We start from the raw sequence: 16,821 nt of genomic DNA on the forward strand, positions 1-16,821 counted from the left end.
TCAGGCACCTATGCTAGGAGCCTTCCATGCCGTCTTATTCCCCCTCCGCCGACGGGCGCTTTATCCGGCACACCGATGCCTTGTTCATGCCTTGTCTCGACAGCCTCCCCCTTCACAGGATCTGTTTCGAGCCAACCGCCTTCAGGCCCCAGTGCTTCGCCGAGCAGGGGATGGCCTTGCCAGGTGAATTGCAGAGCGCCGTGGCCAAGCGACAGGGAGAGTTTCTGGCTGGTCGGCTGGCGGCGCGCCTGGCCCTGCGTCCTTATGGGCTGGGCGAAGAGAGGGTGGCCATAGGCCAGGATCGAGCGCCCTGCTGGCCCGCGGGGATGGAGGGCAGCATCAGCCACAGCCGGCTGTTGGGGCAGGGCATGGCGCTCTGTGCGGTGCGCCCCGGCCGAGCGGGACTGGGGCTGGATCTGGAGGCCTGGCTGGACGCGCGCCAGGCAGACCAGCTCTGGCCCGGCATCGTCGATAAGGAGGAGTGGGGGCGACTGGCAACGGGCGCCGCTGCCGCCGATCTGAGCCTGGCGGAGGGGCTGACCCTGGTGTTCTCCGCCAAGGAGAGCCTGTTCAAGGCGCTCTACCCCAGGGTCGGGCGCTACTTCGACTTTCTCGATGCGAGCTGGTCGGCCATGGGGGCCCAGACCCTGAGGCTGAGTCTGAAGACGGCGCTTGCCCCGGACTTGCCCGCGGGCTGGCACTGCACCCTGCGCTGGCAGCGGCTGCCGGGGGGCCTGCTCACCCTGCTGGCGCTTTGAATCCGTCAGGAGATCAGCCAATAAAAAAACCGCCGGATGGGCGGTTTTTTATTGAAGGCATCAGGCCCGTTGTTTGCCGGCCGCGGCATCAGTGCGCCGACGGGGCACTGTCTCAGAGCGCCGGCGCGGCACTATGACGGGGGCGCCGTCGCCGGGGGCGTGCAGTATGTCGACGTCGGTCTGGTAGAGACGGTCGATGAGCCCCTTGGTCACCACCTCGCGAGCCGGTCCCATGGCCTGAACGCCACCGTTACCGAGGGCGATCAGCTCGTCGCAGTAGCGGGCGGCGGTGGCGAGATCGTGAATGACGATGAGCACCGTCTTGCCCTCGGCGGTGATCTGGTGGATGGCCTCCATCACCTCGGTCTGGTGGCCTATGTCCAGGGCGCTGGTGGGCTCGTCCAGCAAGATGATGTCCGCGTCCTGGGCCAGCACCATGGCGAGCCAGACCCGCTGGGCCTGACCGCCGGACAGCGAATTGGCGCTCTGGTGCCAGATGGCGTCCAGCTGCATCCGCTCGCGAGCCCAGTTGACCATGCGGGCGTCCTCCGCGCTCCACTGATTGAACCAGCCTTGGTGGGGATGGCGGCCGTATTGCACCAGCTGCTCCACCAGGATGCCCGCAGGCACCAGAGGGCGCTGGGGCAGGTAGGCGAGCTCCCGGGCCAATGCCTTCATGCCGTGGCTCGCCAGCGGCTTGCCCTTTAGCAGGATCTCCCCGCTCTGGGGCTGCTCTTGCCCCGCCAGCAGCTTGAGCAGGGTGGACTTGCCGCCGCCGTTGGGGCCGACGATGCCCACCAGCTTGCCCTTGGGCAGGGTGAAGGAGACGTCGTCGAAGACGGATTTGTGCTGATAGCCGAAACGCAGGTTATTCACGCAGAGGGTCATAGGAGGGCCCCTTGTCGGTGTTGGAAAAGGATGGAGTGCATCATCAGTCGGCTCTCTGCCTGTCTTTGATAAGGATGAACAGCAGCAACAGGCCGCCGAGGATACGGGTCATGATGCCGGTGGCGACCTCGTGGGGGCTGGCCAGCACCCGCACCAGGGTGTCGCTCGCCAGCAACAGCAGGGCGCCACACAGGGCCGCTATCCAGAGCGGCACTATGCGATCCCGGGAGAGCCAGGAGGCGAGGATGGGGGCCGCCATGGCGATGAACACCACGGGGCCGCCGATGGCGGTACCGAGCGCCGCGACTATGATGGCCTGGGCCAGCACCCCGAGTTGCACCAGATTCACGTTCACCCCCAGCGTCTGGGCGGTGACGGGGCCGAGACGCAACACGCCGAGGGCGCGGGAGAGATAAATGATCCAGGGGCAGATCAGCAGGATCAGCACCCCCACCGGCAGCACTGTGCCATAGCCCTGGCCGACGAAGTTGCCCATGTTCCACAGGTAGAGGCTGGTGAGGTGCACCAGGGACTGGGTGGACATGGCGAACTGGCCGATGGCGTTCATCAGCTCGGAGACGCCGATGCCGATCACCACGAACAGGTAGCCTTGCTCCCCCGGCTTGTTGCACAGGGCGTAGAGCACCATGGCGGCGAACAGGGCGCCGAGCGGCGCGGCCCACCAGGGCCAGCTGCCGAGGGTCAGGTAGAGGGAGAAGATGATGATGGCCAGGGAGGCCCCCTCGTTGACCCCGATCATGTCCGGGGTGGCGAGGCGGTTGCGGATCAGGGTCTGCACCAGGCAGCCGGAGAGGCCCATGGCGGCACCTGCCACCAGCACGGCGACGATGCGCGGCAGCCGGATCTTGAACACCGTCACCTGATCGAGTCGGCTCCCCTCACCGAGCAGGGTCTGGACGACCCCCAGCATGGTGATCTTGCCGGAGCCCAGGGTCAGCGCCAGCAGGGAGAGCAGCACCAGGGCGACGATCAGCGCGAGCGTGATAAGCCAGGCGCGGCGTTCGAGCAGCAGGGTGCGGGAGCCCAGGCGCAGGCAGAGGGTGCCGGCGGGGAGGGGGTAGGGGGCAGGGGCGTCGCGGGTGGCGTTATGCATGGGAGGCTCCTTATTTGACGGCCAGCAGGGAGCGGAAACCGCCGCTGCGCACCACCAGGATGAGCACGGGGGCGCCGATCAGCGCCAGGATCACCCCATTGGGCAGTTCGAACGGCTGCAGCAGCCAACGCGCCAGTATGTCCGCGCCGAGCAGGAACAAGACGCCGAACAGGGCGGAGAAGCGCACCTGAATGGACAGGCGCACCGGCTCCACCAGGCGGGCGCAGTAGGCGGCGAGGAAACCGACGAAGCCGATGGGGCCGGCGATGGCGATGGCGCAGGCGGTGAACAGGGTGGCGGCCAAGAGCACCCCGATGCGCACCCGGGTCGGCCGGATGCCGAGCGCTTGGGCCTGATTGTCCCCCATCTGCATCAGGGTGAGCTGACGGCACAGGGCCAGGGTCAGCAGCAGGCCCGCGAGGGCGAAGGGCACCACCGTCAGCACCGAATCGAGGCTGGAGGCGGCGAGCGACCCCAGGTTCCAGAAGCGGAATTGCTCCAGCACCACCTTGTTCGAGAGCAGCAGGAAGTTGGAGAGGCCGCCGAAGGTGGCGGAGAGGGCGACCCCCACCAGGATGAGCTTGAGCGGGTTGGAGCGACCCACCATCAGGCCGAGGCCGAGCACGACGAGGTTGCCGAGCAGGGCCCCCATGCCGGACCAGAGCAGGTATCCGTAGGCCGATTCGACACCGAAATAGGTGAGGCCGATCACCAGGGCGAAGACGGCGCCGGCGTTGACGCCGAGCAGGCCGGGTTCGGCCAGGGGATTGCGGGTGGCGCTCTGCAGCATGGAGGCGGCCAGCGCGAGGCAGGCGCCCACCACCAGGGCCGCCAGGGTGCGGGGCAGGCGCAGGGTGTTGACTATCATGGCGAGTTTTTCATCGGCCACGAGGGCGGGATCGCCCAGCAGGAAACCGGCGACCTCGCGGCCACCATAGACACCGGCCCCGGTGGCCAGTGACAGTGAAATCAGCAGGAAGAGGAGCAGCACTCCGAGCCAGAACAGCTGTGCTTGGTATCTGAGCACTCAATGACTCCTTTCAATTAGGGGCAGTAGAAACGCAAAAAGGGAGCCCTGTCGGGCTCCCTGCACAAGGGGGGGATTACATCTTGTAATCGATCCCGGCATAGACGGTACGACCTTCCAGGATGAAGTCGGCGTCGGTGGCGACCTGATCACGTTGAGTATTGGTGAGATTGGTGATGCCGAGCTTGAAGTCCAGGGCCGGTGTGACGGCCCAGTTGGTGTTCACGTCCAGAGTCTGGTAGTGCTTGGACTTGAGCGCCTGGGAGTTGTGCATCGGCACCTTGATGAACTGGCTGCCCACGTATTGCCAGGCCAGGTTGGCACTGACCACGTCGCTCGCCTGCCAGTCCAGACCGAGGTTGCCGGTGTGCTCCGGGGTCTTGGCCAGATCTTGACCGGTGCTCTTGTCCTCGGAGTCCAGCAGGGTCCAGTTACCGGTCAGCTGCACGTTGTCCAGTACGTCGACCCAGCCGCTCAGCTCCAGACCCTTGATGCGGGCCTTCTTGACGTTGAGGTAGGTCATCACACTCGGGTTGTAACCGGGGCCCCACTGATCGCTCTGGATCAGATCCTCGATATCGTTGTGGAAGCCGGTCAGCCCGGCGCCGAAGCGGGCGCTCTCGTAGGCGGTGCCAAGCTCATAGCTGACCGCGGTTTCCGGTTTCAGATCCGGGTTGCCTATCACCTTGCAGGCGCCGCGGCAGGCGGTGGTGGAGAAGCCTTCGCTGGACTGGGCCAGGGTCGGTGCCTTGAACGCCTTGCCGGCGCCACCCTTGATCACCCACTCGTCGGTCAGGGTGTAGAGGGCGTAGGCACGGGGGCTGAACTCGGTGCCATAGGTCTCGTGGTGATCCAGACGACCGGAGAGGGTCAGGGCCAGATCGCCGAAACCGAATTCGTCCTGCAGATAGACGGCGCTCTGGGACGCATCCACGCTGCCGTTGGCGATGTTGCGGCTGTGCTCCAGCTCGGTCTTGCGCAGCTCGGCACCGGAAGTCAGCAGATGCTCACCCAGGTAGCCGCTGACCTGACCGTCGACGGTGTTGTTGGTCTGGGTTACATCGGCGGCGCCGCCATTGAGCTGGGAGTCGTCCATCAGATCTACTTGCTCGAAGTAGTAGCGGACCCGGCTGTCAAAGTGCTGCCAGCGGCCGTTGTGGCTTACTCCCAGGCTCAGGCGATCGAGGTTCTGCACGTTGTGGGCGGTGGCTGGCGCCGTTGCTGCGCGCGGCACGTTGTTGAAGTAGCTGTCCATGTCGTTCTGGTTGTAGCCCAGATCGAATTCCACGTCCTGGTTGTCGGCAACCAGCCACTTCAGGCCGGTCAGCACGTTGACCACTTCGCGTTTTTCCAGGGCATCGGCGTCCGGGTTGTTGGACTGATCGCTCTTCCAGCGGTCACGCTGATAGCCTTCGACCACTATGTTGCCGAGCAACTTGTTGTCGATGAGGGCGCCGGACACATAGGCGCTGCCCTGGTTGGCATCGCCGCCGTCACCCTTGGTCGGGATGCTGTGGGTATAGCCGACGGAGGCTTCGGTCTTCTCGGTGGCCTGGCGCAGGATCACGTTGACCACGCCCCCCAGGGCATCGGCACCGTACAGGGAGGAGACGGGGCCACGGATCACTTCGATGCGCTCGATGGCCGCCATGGGAATGGAGCTCAGGTCGAAGTCGTTGCCATAGGCGCTGCCCAGGGTCTCGCGGGCATTGACGCGCTTGCCGTTGATCAGCAGCAGGGTGTAGTCACCGCCCATGCCACGGATCTTGATCTCGTTACGGCCGGTGGGGTTGGTGGCGATGATGTTGACGCCAGGCACATGCTTGAGCGCATCGCCGATGTTGTTGACGTTCATCTTGTCCAGATCGGCGCGGCTCACGACCGAGACGCTGGCCGGGGCCGTGAACTCGGTGTGCTTGGTCTGGGTCGCGGTGACCACCACGGTCTCGTTGGCCTTGGTCGGCTCGGCCTGAGCCAGACCCGGCAGGGCCAGCAGACCGAGGGAGAGCAAAATGGGGTTCAATTTAAAGACGCCGTGCTGCAACTGCATTGTAAAAACTCCATGGATAAAGCCGAGGTTATGGGTTCCGGGCTCTTCTGGTCCGGTGCTCACTGACTTCCTTGTCTGGCAGTGCCAGGGGCAGGATTATTGTTGTTTTGTATCCGCGCCAGTCCCCGGATGAGGAACCAGACGCCCGCGCAGGCCAACAGGCCGCAGGCAATATTGATCCAGGCGAGCGTAGCGAAGCCGTGCAGGGCGCCGCTCTCGTCCGAGATGAGGAACTTGGCCGACAGCAGGCTGCCGAGTCCGGCCGCCACATTGGTGACAGTGCCCTGGAATGACATGAAGGCGGCGCGCTGATGGGGGGCCGGTATGCCCGCCGTGACGGCTAGCGTGGTGCTGGCACGGGCCGAACTCAGGGCCATGAAGAGGGTAAACAGCAAATAGATGGGCATGCCGACCGGTAAGGCGAAGCCGAGCAGGGTCACCAGGGCCAGCAACAGGCTGGTGAGCAGTATGGCGCCCTGGGCACGGCCCTTGTCTATCCAACCGCCGCACAGGCGCATGGTGGCCATGCTGGCGAGGCCGCCGCACAGGTAGAGGGCGGCGATCTGCTCGCGCGGGAAGCCCTGGTTGAACTGGAAATAGTTCGCAAAGTGCGGGATCAGCAGGAAATGGCCGAACATCTGCAGACTGAGAATGCCGAGGGCGCCCTGACACAGGGGAGAGCTCAGCAACTGGCGCACGCCGCTGCCGTGGGGGGCGCGGGTGACCGGCAGGGAGGGCAGCAGGCGGCTGCTTATCAGGGCCAGCAGCAGGCCGCAGGCGCCAAACAGCAGGAAGGGGCTCTGCCAGCCGAGCCCCTGGGCCAGGGTCAGGGCGATGGGCACGATCAGGATGGCGGCAAGGGAGAACGCCATGCCCACATAGGCGAGGCGGCGTCCGCGCTCGGCGGTTGGCACCAGATCCAGCACGGCGGCCATCAGGATGGCGGAGAGCGGGCCCGCCACGCAGCCCGACAGGATGAACAGCAGCAACAGTTGCTGGCTGTCCTGCACCAGAGCGCAGGCCATCAGCAGCAGGAAGCGCAGGGTCAGCAGCAGCAACAGGGCGGGTTTACGATCGAAGCGGTCGAGCCAGGGTGCGGCGAGGATCCCCATCAGGGCGGCCCCCAGGGTCGCGCCGCCACTGAAATAGCCAGTCTGCTCCGGCGCCATGCCGAGGCTGATGACGAGATCCGGCCCGAGCGGCATCACCATCATCATGCTGCCCATGGAGAGCATGTTGATCAGCATCGCCAGATGAATGGCGGCAGGGATGCTGGAGAGGGCAGAAGCTGGCTTCATCAGAGGCTTACTCAAAAAAATGAGTCCGAATTGTATCCGAGGGTTTTCGCTGTGACAACAAATGATAACCATTTTTATTTGTATTGAGTGGTCTCTTAATGAGTCTTTTGTTTGACGCCATGTAATGACTCTGGCGAATAGTGCATAGCATGTAAATACACAGCAAAATGAAGGGCTTCTGACCCCGATATCATTACAATGACGGCACAGGGTGGGAAGATAACGACGGCAGGAAGGGGGAGACGACGATGAGAGGGTGGCGATGGATCTGGCTGTGGTGCTGCTGCGGGCTCTGGGCCTTGCCGCTGCACGCCGAGGTCAAGGTGATCCCCGTGTTTGAGGCGCCGGCCATGGTGCAGACTCTGAAGGAGATCTACCCGGCGCTCGGGGTGAGCGCCATGGGCAATCAGCTGGTGCTGAGCGGCACGCCCGCGCAGTTGCAGGAGGCAGAGGCAACCCTGAACCAGCTCAACCAGCCACCCCAGAGTCTGCTCATCGAGTGGCGGGTGGAGGGGGCCTCAAGCGGTCGGCAGTTGGGAGTGGGCGTTGGCAACCATAACGCCAAACGGCAGTGGCTTGTCGAGGGCGGGGCGCAGGATTATCAGCGCAGCCAGAACGACAGCTGGCAGGTGCGCGGCCTGTCGGGGCGGCCGGTGCTGCTGCAGATGGGCTCCTACCAGCCGGTCACCTTCTATCGCTGGCAGGGGGGGCGAGTGGTGGGCATGGTGCCGTTGATCAATGGCCTCTATGCCACCGCGACCCTGATAGGCGATCGGGTGCAGATAGCGCTCAGCAGTGAGCAGGCCAGGCTGGAGCGGGGTGACATCAAGACAGGGCAGAGCGCCACCGAGGTGAGCGGTACGCCCGGCCAGTGGATGACGGTGGGGGAGCTCTCCACCACCCAGGCGAGCCGGGGGAGTGAGCTCTCGAATTCGTCACAACTCGGGGTGGCCAGCGGCAGCGAGCGCCAGACATTGCAGATCCGGGTCACTCGCCAATGAGACGCCAAGCGGATCATGTCGTCCCCTGGGTTCGTGATCACCCTGGTTGAACTTGGCTGATCAGTTTCCGGCGTGGGGTTGGTCGACGGCGTATTCTCGCAGCTGGCGGCTCTTGAGCAGATACCAGAGCGCCCAGAGGCTGCCGATCAGCACCAGTGCCGTCGGCCAGCTGAACGACCACTTCTGCAGGTTGAGACTGTGCAGTTGCAGCGCCAGGCCACTCAGGGTCGAGCAGAGCAACAGGCCGCGGCTGTGGCGCCTGAGCCAGGCGCGGGGACTACGGGTCTGTTGATGGGTGCCGCCGAAGGCGAGCAGCGCCAGCATGGCGGGCAAGTCGCTCAGCAAGCCGAGATAGAGGCTCATCCTGTCCGGATAAAACAGCGTCAGGATCTCGCTGCCGCTCTCGCGGGTGACCCCCGCCATCAGAAACAGCCAGACCGAGCGGGTCAGCAGCAGGGCGATGGGCCAGAACCAGAGCGGCGGGCGCAGCTGGCCGTGATCGTCATAGCGGTGTTCGGGATAGAGGGTCATGAGGCCCTGTCGGAGGTTGAGCGAGTGATGAAGAGGGATATGGGGCGGCGGTTGGCCCTTTACAAGGCGGGAGTCGGGTCGGAATTAATCGGGGGCCCTGCCCCCAATCCATCTTCTTCACCGTCCGGCACTCTTCGGTGTGTTACAGCCAGCCCTTGCGCTTGAAGAACAGGCCGGTGCCGAGCGACGACATCACCATCAGCACCAGCGACATCTGATAGCCATACTCCCAGGCGAGCTCCGGCATGCGGCCGAAGTTCATGCCGTAGATGCTGGCGATCAGGGTCGGTGGCAGGAAGATCACCGCGGCCACCGAGAAGATCTTGATCACCTTGTTCTGCTCCAGATTGGTCACCCCCATGGAGGCCTCCAGCTGGAAGTTGATCTTGTCGAACAGGAACTGGGTGTGGGGCAGCAGGGACTCCACATCGTGCAGCATCTCGTCGATCCACTTGTTCTGCTCGCTGGTCATGCGCTGGCGCAGGCTGCGCTTGAGGAAGCGCAGGGCGCGGCGGGTATCGTGCAGGGAGAGGCGGATCTGGCCGTTGGCCTCTTCCTGGGCCATCAGCTCCTTGAGCATGGCGTTGATCTGATCCGGCTCAAAAATCTGGTCTGCGGTGTTTTCCAGGGTTTTGTAACCGTCTTCGATGAGATCGGAGAGATATTCCACCTTCAGATTCTGTACTTCCAGCAGGATATCGAGGGCATTCTCCACCTCCAGCCTGTCCTGACGCATGTAGTGGCGCAGCAGGCGCACCAGGCCGATGTCATCCTCGCGGATGCTGATCAGCAGGTTGTTGCGCAAGGTGAAGGAGACGTGGACACCCTTGGTGTCGCGGCCGATCCGCTGGGGGAACAGGGAGTGGATGTGCAGGCCGTCGGTGTCCCAGTAGAAACGGGCGGAGGCCTCGATGTCGTCCAGCTCTTCCTTGTCCGGTACCTCTTCCAGGAAGAGGCCCGTCAACCATTCTCGCTCCGCCGTGTCCGGCTTGTAGGCATCCAGCCAGACGGTGTTGTCGGGGACTATGTCGTCCGGCCCGAGCGTGACTATGTCCAGCACCTTGTTATTGAGAATGTAGGCGGTGATCATCTGTCCCCCCTTAAGAAGTCGTGGGTAATCAGGGATGGTTGCACAGGTTCATGCGGCCCTAGATCGCACAGAAAGCGATCCCATGAAATAGCGTAGCGAGGCCGATGGACAACCTGAATGCGGCGAACTATACAGGGGCTCGCCGCGCTTGTCAGGGGCTATTCATCAGGGTTTCGGCCTGTTCGCTCAAAAAAACAGCGAGGTCGGATCAGCGGTTCCGGCCTCGAAAGCAGGGATATCTGCCTCCTGTTATTCCCCTGCCGAGCCAGAGGAACAAGAGGGCAGGCGTCATATGGCTGGGCTGTGGGGGCCGAGCCGATCCTGAGCGGGATCCAGACGATATTCTGGGTTTGAGCATCCTCGATGTCGCAGGTTTTCTCACATATTGGGGGTGTTGGGGCCCGCTCCCCCCTGAGGTGGCGTCCAGACGATGTTCTGGGCTTGAGTATCCTTGCTGTCGCAGCTTTCCCCACATCCCACATCTCACATTTCAAATCCCCATATCTCACATATTGGGATAGTTCGGCCCAGAGCCACCTTGCGGCGGGGTCCAGACGATATTTTGACTAGGATCTTTGATGTCGCAGGTCTTGCAGTGGATGCAGTTCGCCGCGTTGATCTGCAACCTGGGCTGGTTATCTGTCTCCAGGATCTCGAACACCCCCGCCGGGCAGTAGCGCTGGGCGGGCTCCGCCCAGGTCGGCAGGTTGACCGCCACCGGGATGCTCGCATCCTGCAGCCGCAGGTGGCAGGGCTGATCCTCGTCGTGGCTGGTGTTGGCGAGATAGACGGAGGAGAGCTTGTCGAAGCTGAGCTTGCCATCGGGCTTGGGGTAGGGGATGGGCTGGCAGCGGCTGGCCAGGCGCAGCTGGCGATAGTCGGCCTCCCTGTCTAGCAGGGTGAAGGGGGAGCCTGTGTGCAGCTTGGTGAAGAGTCGCTGCTCCAGCCAGTTAAAGGCGCCGCCGAGCCAGGGGCCGAAGCGGTGCAGGGCGGCGCCGAAGTTGCGGGCCGTCTTCAGCTCACTCGCCAGCCAGCTCTGTTGCAGCGCATCGTGAAACTCGGCCAGATCCCGACCTCCCTCATCTCCCCCACGCAGGCTCATGGCCACAGTGCGAGCCGCCAGCATGCCGGACTTCATGGCGCAGTGGATGCCCTTGATGCGGGAGAAATCCAGGGTGCCGGCGTCGCAGCCGATGAGCAGGCCGCCGGGAAAATGCATGCGTGGCAGGGAGTGCCAGCCCCCCTTGGTGATGGCACGGGCGCCGTAGCTGATACGCTCACCCCCGCTCAGGGCCTGCGCGATCAGCGGGTGATGCTTGAGACGCTGGAACTCGTCGAAGGGGCTGAGCCAGGGATTCTGGTAGTTGAGATCGACGATGAGGCCGACCGCCACCTGGTTGTCCGCCAGATGATAGAAGTAGAAGCCGCCCTGGCTCTTGTTGCCCTTCTCCTCGCCGAGCGGCCAGCCGCTGCCGTGCAGCACCAGGCCAGGTTTCGACTGGTCGGCGGGCACCTGCCACAGCTCCTTGAAGCCGATGGCATAGTGTTGCGGCTGGGCGTCGCTCTCCAGATTGAACTCGGCGATCAACTGCTTGCCCAGGTGGCCGCGGGCCCCCTCGGCAAACAGGGTGTAGCGGCCATAGAGCGCCATGCCGGGCACGTGATCCGCCTTGGGGTTGCCTTCTCTGTTCAGCCCGAGATCGCCGGTGATCACCCCCCTTACCCTTCCTTTTTCCAGGATAAGTTCGCTCGCGGCGAAGCCGGGGTAGATCTCGACCCCGAGGGACTCGGCCTGCTGGCCGAGCCAGCGGCAGAGGTTGCCGAGGCTGATGATGTGGCAGCCGTCGTTGTGCATGCGCGGCGGCACCGCCCAGTGGGGCAGTTGCAGGGCACGGGTTGCGCTTTGCAGCAGATGCACCCGATCGTCCGTGACCGGTACCCCGAGCGGTGCCTGTTGCCAGCTGTCCGGCAGCAGCTCCTTGAGGGCGACGGGATCGAGCAGGGCGCCGGAGAGCAGGTGGGCGCCGATTTCCGCCCCCTTCTCCAGCAGGCAGACCGCCAGATCCGGGTTCTGCTGCTTCAGTGCGATGGCGGCACTGAGACCCGCCGGGCCGCCACCGACGATGACGACATCAAATTCCATTGCTTCGCGTTCCATCTTGCCTCTGCGCTCGACTTGGCCTAGGGTAGTGCTGGTAGTTTACGTAAACGTAAAGAACTTTGTCAGCATAAAAGTGTGAGAGTGCAAAATGGATCCACTCAACCAATACGAGGAATGACCGCCATGAAGCTGCTGGTCGCTGTCAAACGGGTCGTTGATTTCAACGTCAAGATCCGGGTCAAGCCCGATGGCTCCGATGTGGAGCTCGCCAATGTGAAGATGGGCATCAACCCGTTTTGCGAAATCGCGGTGGAGGAGGGGGTGCGGCTGCGCGAAGCCGGGGTCGCGACCGAGCTGGTGGTAGTCACCTTCGGGCCAGCCGCGGCCGCCGAGCAACTGCGCCATGCCCTGGCGCTGGGGGCGGATCGGGCGCTTCACTATGTGACTGACGAACCGTTGAGTCCGCTCAAGGTGGCGCAGGCGCTGCAAAAACTGTGCGAGCAGGAGCAACCGGATCTGGTGCTGCTCGGCAAGCAGTCCATTGATTCCGACAACAATCAGGTCGGCCAGATGCTGGCGGCGCTCAATGACTGGCCGCTCGCCACCTTCGCCTCTGCCATCAAGCTGGTGGAGGGGGAGCTGCAGGTGACCCGGGAGATAGACGGCGGCCTCGAGACCCTCGGCATGGCGCTGCCCGCCGTGGTGACGGTGGACTTGCGGCTGAACGAGCCCCGCTTCGCGTCGCTCCCCAACATCATGAAGGCCAAGCGCAAGCCGCTGGAGAGCCAGCCCTTTACGGCCCTCGGCCTCGATGTCGGCAGCGAGATCCGGCTGCTGGGGGTCATGGCTCCACAGGTGCGCAACGCAGGCGTCAGGGTCGGCTCGGTGGACGAGCTGCTGGACAAGCTCAGGCACGAAGCCAGGGTGCTGTTATGAATCCCATGGGCATCAGCGCCTGGGTGAGCGCGACACATAGCGGGTGCCGGCCCGTTGCAAGGACAAGGGTTGGCGCGGTGGAAAGATTGGGAAAGGAAGCGAAGGTGCAGCCATGAGCGTACTGGTTATAGCCGAACATCATCAGGGCCAGTTGGCCGACAGCGCCGCCCGTCTGGTGGCGGCGGCCACCCAACTCGGCGGCGAGGTGCACCTGCTGCTGCTGGGGCAGGGGTTGACCGAGGCGGGGGAGCAGGCCGCCAGCCTGCGAGGGGTCGATCGGGTGTTGCTGGCCGAGCATCCTCTGCTGGCAGAAGGCCTGAACGATGGGGTCGATCGGTTGCTGGCTCAGGTGGCGCGGGACTATCAGCACTGCCTGATGGCGGCGAGCAGCCACGGCAAGGATTTGCTGCCGCGGCTGGCGGCCAGGCTCGGGGTGGAGATGATCTCCGAGGTGACCGGCATTGAATCCGCCGATACCTTCCTGCGTCCCATCTATGCGGGCAATGCCATCGCCAGGGTCGCGAGCTCGGCCCTCGTCAAGGTGCTCAGCATTCGCGCTAGCGCCTTCACCGGGGTCAGTGGCGGGGCGGGTGGAACGCCCGTCGAACGATTGCCCGTGCCCGATCTCAGGTGTCGCACCCGCCTCATCGAACGGCGGGCGGTGCGCTCCGCGCGGCCCGAACTCGGCGCGGCCCGGGTGGTGGTCTCGGGGGGACGGGCGCTCGGCTCGAAGGAGCAGTTCGCGCTGATCGAGGCCCTGGCCGACAAGCTGGGGGCGGCGGTCGGTGCCTCCCGGGCGGCGGTGGACGCGGGCTTCGTCGCCAACGATCTGCAGGTGGGCCAGACCGGCAAGATAGTGGCCCCCGAGCTCTACATCGCCGTCGGCATCTCGGGGGCCATCCAGCACCTGGCGGGCATGAAGGAGTCCAAGGTGATCGTCGCCATCAACAAGGATCCCGAGGCCCCCATCTTCCAGGTGGCGGACTACGGCCTGGTGGGGGACCTGTTCAGCCTGTTGCCCGAGCTCACCGCCAAGCTGTGATGTTGTGAAAAAGGGCCTCGGCAGTGCATTTATGCCAGCAGCCGGCCATTTCTCTGCACGTTCTCTGCAAGCCCTGACCCATTCAGGGCTTTTCTACTCTTTGGGATCAGCCTGGCTGACCCAAAAGGGTGCGCCAGATCCCAAAAAGCCTTTGCCCCGACGGGGCCCTCTCGTGTAAAAACATTCAAGTCATCGATCACTCTCATCCACTCACGGAAAGCGTCATGAGCAAACAGATTTACAACTTCTGCGCCGGCCCCGCCATGTTGCCGGTTGAAGTCATGGAGCGCGCCCAGCGCGAATTTTGTAACTTCCAGGGGCTGGGAGCCTCGGTCATGGAGCTTTCCCATCGCGGCAAGCCCTACATGGCGGTCGCCGAGAAGGCGGAAGCCGACCTGCGCGAGCTGCTGGCGGTGCCGGCCAACTACAAGGTGCTGTTCATGCACGGCGGCGGTCGTGGCCAGTTCTCTGCCGTGCCCATGAACCTGCTCGGCGGCGCCAACAAGAAGGCCGATTATCTGCTGACCGGCGTCTGGGCCGCGAGCGCCGTGGATGAGGCGCGCAAGTTCGGCGACATCCAGACCTTTGATGGTGTCGCCAAGAATGCGCAAGGGGTGAGCCATCTGCTGCCGACCCCGGCGTTCCGTGCCGACGCTGCCTATGTGCACTACTGCCCGAACGAAACCATTGATGGCATAGAGATGTTCGACATTCCGGCCACCGGCGATGTGCCCCTGGTGGCGGATCTCTCCTCCACCATCCTCTCCCGTCCCATCGACGTGAGCCGCTTCGGCATCATCTATGCCGGCGCCCAGAAGAACATCGGCCCCTCTGGCCTCGCCATCGCCATAGTGCGGGACGACTTGCTGAGCCAGGCGAGAGCCGACGTGCCCTCGATCTTTGACTACCAGCTCACCGCCAAGAACGACTCCATGTTCAACACTCCGCCCACCTACGCCTGGTATCTGGCCGGGCTGGTGTTCGAGTGGCTGAAAGAACAGGGCGGGCTCGAGGCGATGGCAGCGCGCAACAAGGAGAAGGCCGATTTCCTCTACGGCTATCTCGATCAGTCCAGCTTCTATGGCAACCAGGTGGATGCGGCCTGCCGCTCGCGCATGAACATCCCGTTCCAGCTCAAGAACGCCGAGTTGGACAAGCTGTTCCTGGCCGAGTCGGAGGCGTCCGGTCTACTGGCGCTGAAGGGGCACCGCATCGTCGGCGGCATGCGTGCCAGCCTCTACAACGCCATGCCGCTGGAGGGGGTCAAGGCTCTGGTGAGCTTTATGGATGGCTTTGCCAAGCGCCACGGCTGAGGCGCCGCTCACGCGCTGACTGCGATGTCGTGATCAAGGCTCATGTGCTGCGCGGAACCATCATTGATGGGTATCAACTCAGGTTCCTGCGCTGCGCTTCACCTTGCTGACGGCCTCTCGCGACAACCCGTGAACAGGTTCTAAAGCATCTTCCCTCTGATGCAAGGCGCCGGGGACTCCCCGGCGTCTGTTTTTCCGGTGGATCCTGACCGCCCGCATCAGCGGCCCGGTTTTTGTGCCAAGAGTAGTCTTGCCGCGCAGAACGCAGGCTGTTAACGTCCGGTCAGGTGATTTAATTGAGATAGTACAGGAAGTCTATGAATTCGTTGCGTTTGGAACCCATTTCTCGTGTGGCTGGCGTGGTCAATCTGCCTGGCTCCAAAAGTGTCTCTAACCGTGCCCTGCTGCTGGCAGCCCTGGCGCGGGGCACCACCCGGCTGACCAACCTGCTCGACAGCGATGACATCCGTCACATGCTGGCGGCGCTGACCCAGCTTGGCGTCAAGTACAAGCTCTCCGCCGACAAGACAGAGTGCACCGTGCACGGCCTGGGCCGCAGCTTCGCGGTGAAGGAGCCGGTCAACCTCTTCCTCGGCAACGCCGGCACCGCCATGCGTCCGCTCTGCGCGGCGCTGTGTCTGGGATCCGGCGAATACATGCTGGGCGGTGAGCCGCGCATGGAGGAGCGCCCCATCGGTCATCTGGTGGATGCCTTGCGTGAAGCCGGCGCCCACATCCAGTACCTGAAGAAAGACGGCTACCCGCCGCTGGTGGTGGATGCCAAGGGACTCTGGGGTGGCGATGTGCATGTCGACGGCTCCGTTTCCAGCCAGTTCCTGACGGCGTTTCTGATGGCAGCCCCCATGGCGGCCGGCGATACCCGCATCCACATCAAGGGTGAGCTGGTCTCCAAGCCCTACATCGACATCACCCTGCACATCATGAAGCAGTTCGGGGTGGTCATCGAGCACGACGACTACAAGCTGTTCTACATCAAGGGCAACCAGACCTACGTCAGCCCCGGTGACTTCCTGGTGGAAGGGGATGCCTCCAGCGCCTCCTATTTCCTCGCGGCAGGTGCCATCAAGGGCAAGGTGCGGGTGACCGGCATCGGCAAGCACAGCATCCAGGGCGACATTCACTTCGCCGACGTGCTGGAGAAGATGGGGGCGAAGATCACCTGGGGTGACGACTTCATCGAAGCGGAGCAGGCTCCGCTGCACGGCATCGACATGGACATGAACCAGATCCCGGACGCGGCCATGACCATCGCCACCACGGCGCTGTTCGCCGAGGGGCCGACCTCCATTCGCAACATCTACAACTGGCGGGTGAAGGAGACGGATCGGCTGCACGCCATGGCGACCGAGCTGCGCAAGCTCGGGGTTGAGGTGGAGGAGGGGCACGACTTCATCACGGTGACGCCGCCGGCCAGCCTCAAGCACGCGGCCATCGACACCTACAACGATCACCGCATCGCCATGTGCTTCTCGCTGGTGGCGCTGTCGGACACCGCGGTGACCATCAACGATCCGGGTTGCACCTCCAAGACCTTCCCGGACTACTTCGACAAGCTGGCCAGCATCAGTCAAGCGGTCTGATCCCAAAGGTCCGCTGCCCGTGCCCGCCCTCTCGCCATGCGCGAAGGGCGGGCCTCTTCTTTTTAGCCCCT

General features: G+C 63.8%; 14 protein-coding genes. 6 read left to right on the forward strand and 8 right to left on the reverse strand.

From position 1 onward, the window contains the following. Positions 1-26 precede the first annotated feature (26 nt). Positions 27-758, forward strand: a complete 732-nt coding sequence (locus tag MM194_RS00475; RefSeq protein ID WP_241342294.1) for a 4'-phosphopantetheinyl transferase superfamily protein — start codon at positions 27-29, stop codon at positions 756-758. Positions 759-818: 60 nt separating this feature from the next. On the opposite strand, the gene MM194_RS00480 is transcribed toward MM194_RS00475, so the two are convergent. The 5 genes from MM194_RS00480 to MM194_RS00500 all read right to left on the reverse strand — a co-directional run bounded on the left by MM194_RS00480 (position 819) and on the right by MM194_RS00500 (position 7,135). Continuing rightward, positions 819-1,646 (reverse strand): amonabactin ABC transporter ATP-binding protein, encoded by an 828-nt coding sequence (locus MM194_RS00480; protein WP_033130272.1) that lies wholly within the window; start codon positions 1,644-1,646, stop codon positions 819-821. Positions 1,647-1,689: 43 nt separating this feature from the next. Beyond that, positions 1,690-2,760, reverse strand: a complete 1,071-nt coding sequence (locus MM194_RS00485) for an amonabactin ABC transporter permease subunit 1 (RefSeq protein WP_241342295.1) — start codon at positions 2,758-2,760, stop codon at positions 1,690-1,692. Between the two features lie 10 nt (positions 2,761-2,770). Beyond that, on the reverse strand, positions 2,771-3,787 hold the full coding sequence (locus MM194_RS00490) for an amonabactin ABC transporter permease subunit 2 (protein WP_033130274.1): 1,017 nt from the start codon (positions 3,785-3,787) through the stop codon (positions 2,771-2,773). Positions 3,788-3,863: 76 nt separating this feature from the next. Next, a complete protein-coding gene (locus tag MM194_RS00495; protein ID WP_241342296.1) occupies positions 3,864-5,837 on the reverse strand; it encodes a siderophore amonabactin TonB-dependent receptor in 1,974 nt (657 codons plus the stop codon). A 59-nt stretch (positions 5,838-5,896) separates the two neighbouring features. Next, complete coding sequence (locus tag MM194_RS00500) at positions 5,897-7,135, reverse strand: MFS transporter (protein WP_241342297.1); 1,239 nt, start codon at positions 7,133-7,135, stop codon at positions 5,897-5,899. Positions 7,136-7,383: 248 nt separating this feature from the next. On the opposite strand from MM194_RS00500, the gene MM194_RS00505 reads away from it, so the two are divergent. Continuing rightward, positions 7,384-8,136 (forward strand): hypothetical protein, encoded by a 753-nt coding sequence (locus MM194_RS00505; RefSeq protein ID WP_241342298.1) that lies wholly within the window; start codon positions 7,384-7,386, stop codon positions 8,134-8,136. A 60-nt stretch (positions 8,137-8,196) separates the two neighbouring features. Here MM194_RS00505 and MM194_RS00510 read toward each other — a convergent pair whose 3' ends face one another. The 3 genes from MM194_RS00510 to MM194_RS00520 form a co-directional block, all read right to left on the reverse strand. Then, entirely contained in the window at positions 8,197-8,667 is a 471-nt protein-coding gene (locus MM194_RS00510) for a DUF2919 domain-containing protein (RefSeq protein ID WP_033130277.1), read from the reverse strand. A 142-nt stretch (positions 8,668-8,809) separates the two neighbouring features. Beyond that, entirely contained in the window at positions 8,810-9,757 is a 948-nt protein-coding gene (gene corA, locus MM194_RS00515; RefSeq protein ID WP_033130278.1) for a magnesium/cobalt transporter CorA, read from the reverse strand. Positions 9,758-10,262: 505 nt separating this feature from the next. Then, positions 10,263-11,915, reverse strand: coding sequence for an electron transfer flavoprotein-ubiquinone oxidoreductase (locus tag MM194_RS00520; protein ID WP_241342299.1), 1,653 nt, complete (start codon positions 11,913-11,915; stop codon positions 10,263-10,265). A gap of 126 nt (positions 11,916-12,041) precedes the next feature. Here MM194_RS00520 and MM194_RS00525 point away from each other — a divergent pair, with 126 nt between their 5' ends. The 4 genes from MM194_RS00525 (at position 12,042) to aroA (ending at position 16,750) form a co-directional block, all read left to right on the forward strand. Then, positions 12,042-12,794 (forward strand): electron transfer flavoprotein subunit beta/FixA family protein, encoded by a 753-nt coding sequence (locus MM194_RS00525; RefSeq protein ID WP_241342300.1) that lies wholly within the window; start codon positions 12,042-12,044, stop codon positions 12,792-12,794. Between the two features lie 112 nt (positions 12,795-12,906). Beyond that, the gene (locus tag MM194_RS00530) at positions 12,907-13,836 is read left to right on the forward strand and encodes an FAD-binding protein (RefSeq protein ID WP_241342301.1); all 930 of its coding nucleotides are present in this window, start codon (positions 12,907-12,909) and stop codon (positions 13,834-13,836) included. Positions 13,837-14,060: 224 nt separating this feature from the next. After that, the gene (gene serC, locus MM194_RS00535; protein WP_241342302.1) at positions 14,061-15,149 is read left to right on the forward strand and encodes a 3-phosphoserine/phosphohydroxythreonine transaminase; all 1,089 of its coding nucleotides are present in this window, start codon (positions 14,061-14,063) and stop codon (positions 15,147-15,149) included. 317 nt (positions 15,150-15,466) lie between these two features. Further along, on the forward strand, positions 15,467-16,750 hold the full coding sequence (aroA, locus tag MM194_RS00540) for a 3-phosphoshikimate 1-carboxyvinyltransferase (protein WP_033130282.1): 1,284 nt from the start codon (positions 15,467-15,469) through the stop codon (positions 16,748-16,750). Positions 16,751-16,821: the final 71 nt, after the last annotated feature.

The sequence above is a fragment of the Aeromonas sp. MR16 genome, assembly GCF_022549315.1.
Classification (GTDB): domain Bacteria; phylum Pseudomonadota; class Gammaproteobacteria; order Enterobacterales; family Aeromonadaceae; genus Aeromonas; species Aeromonas aquatica.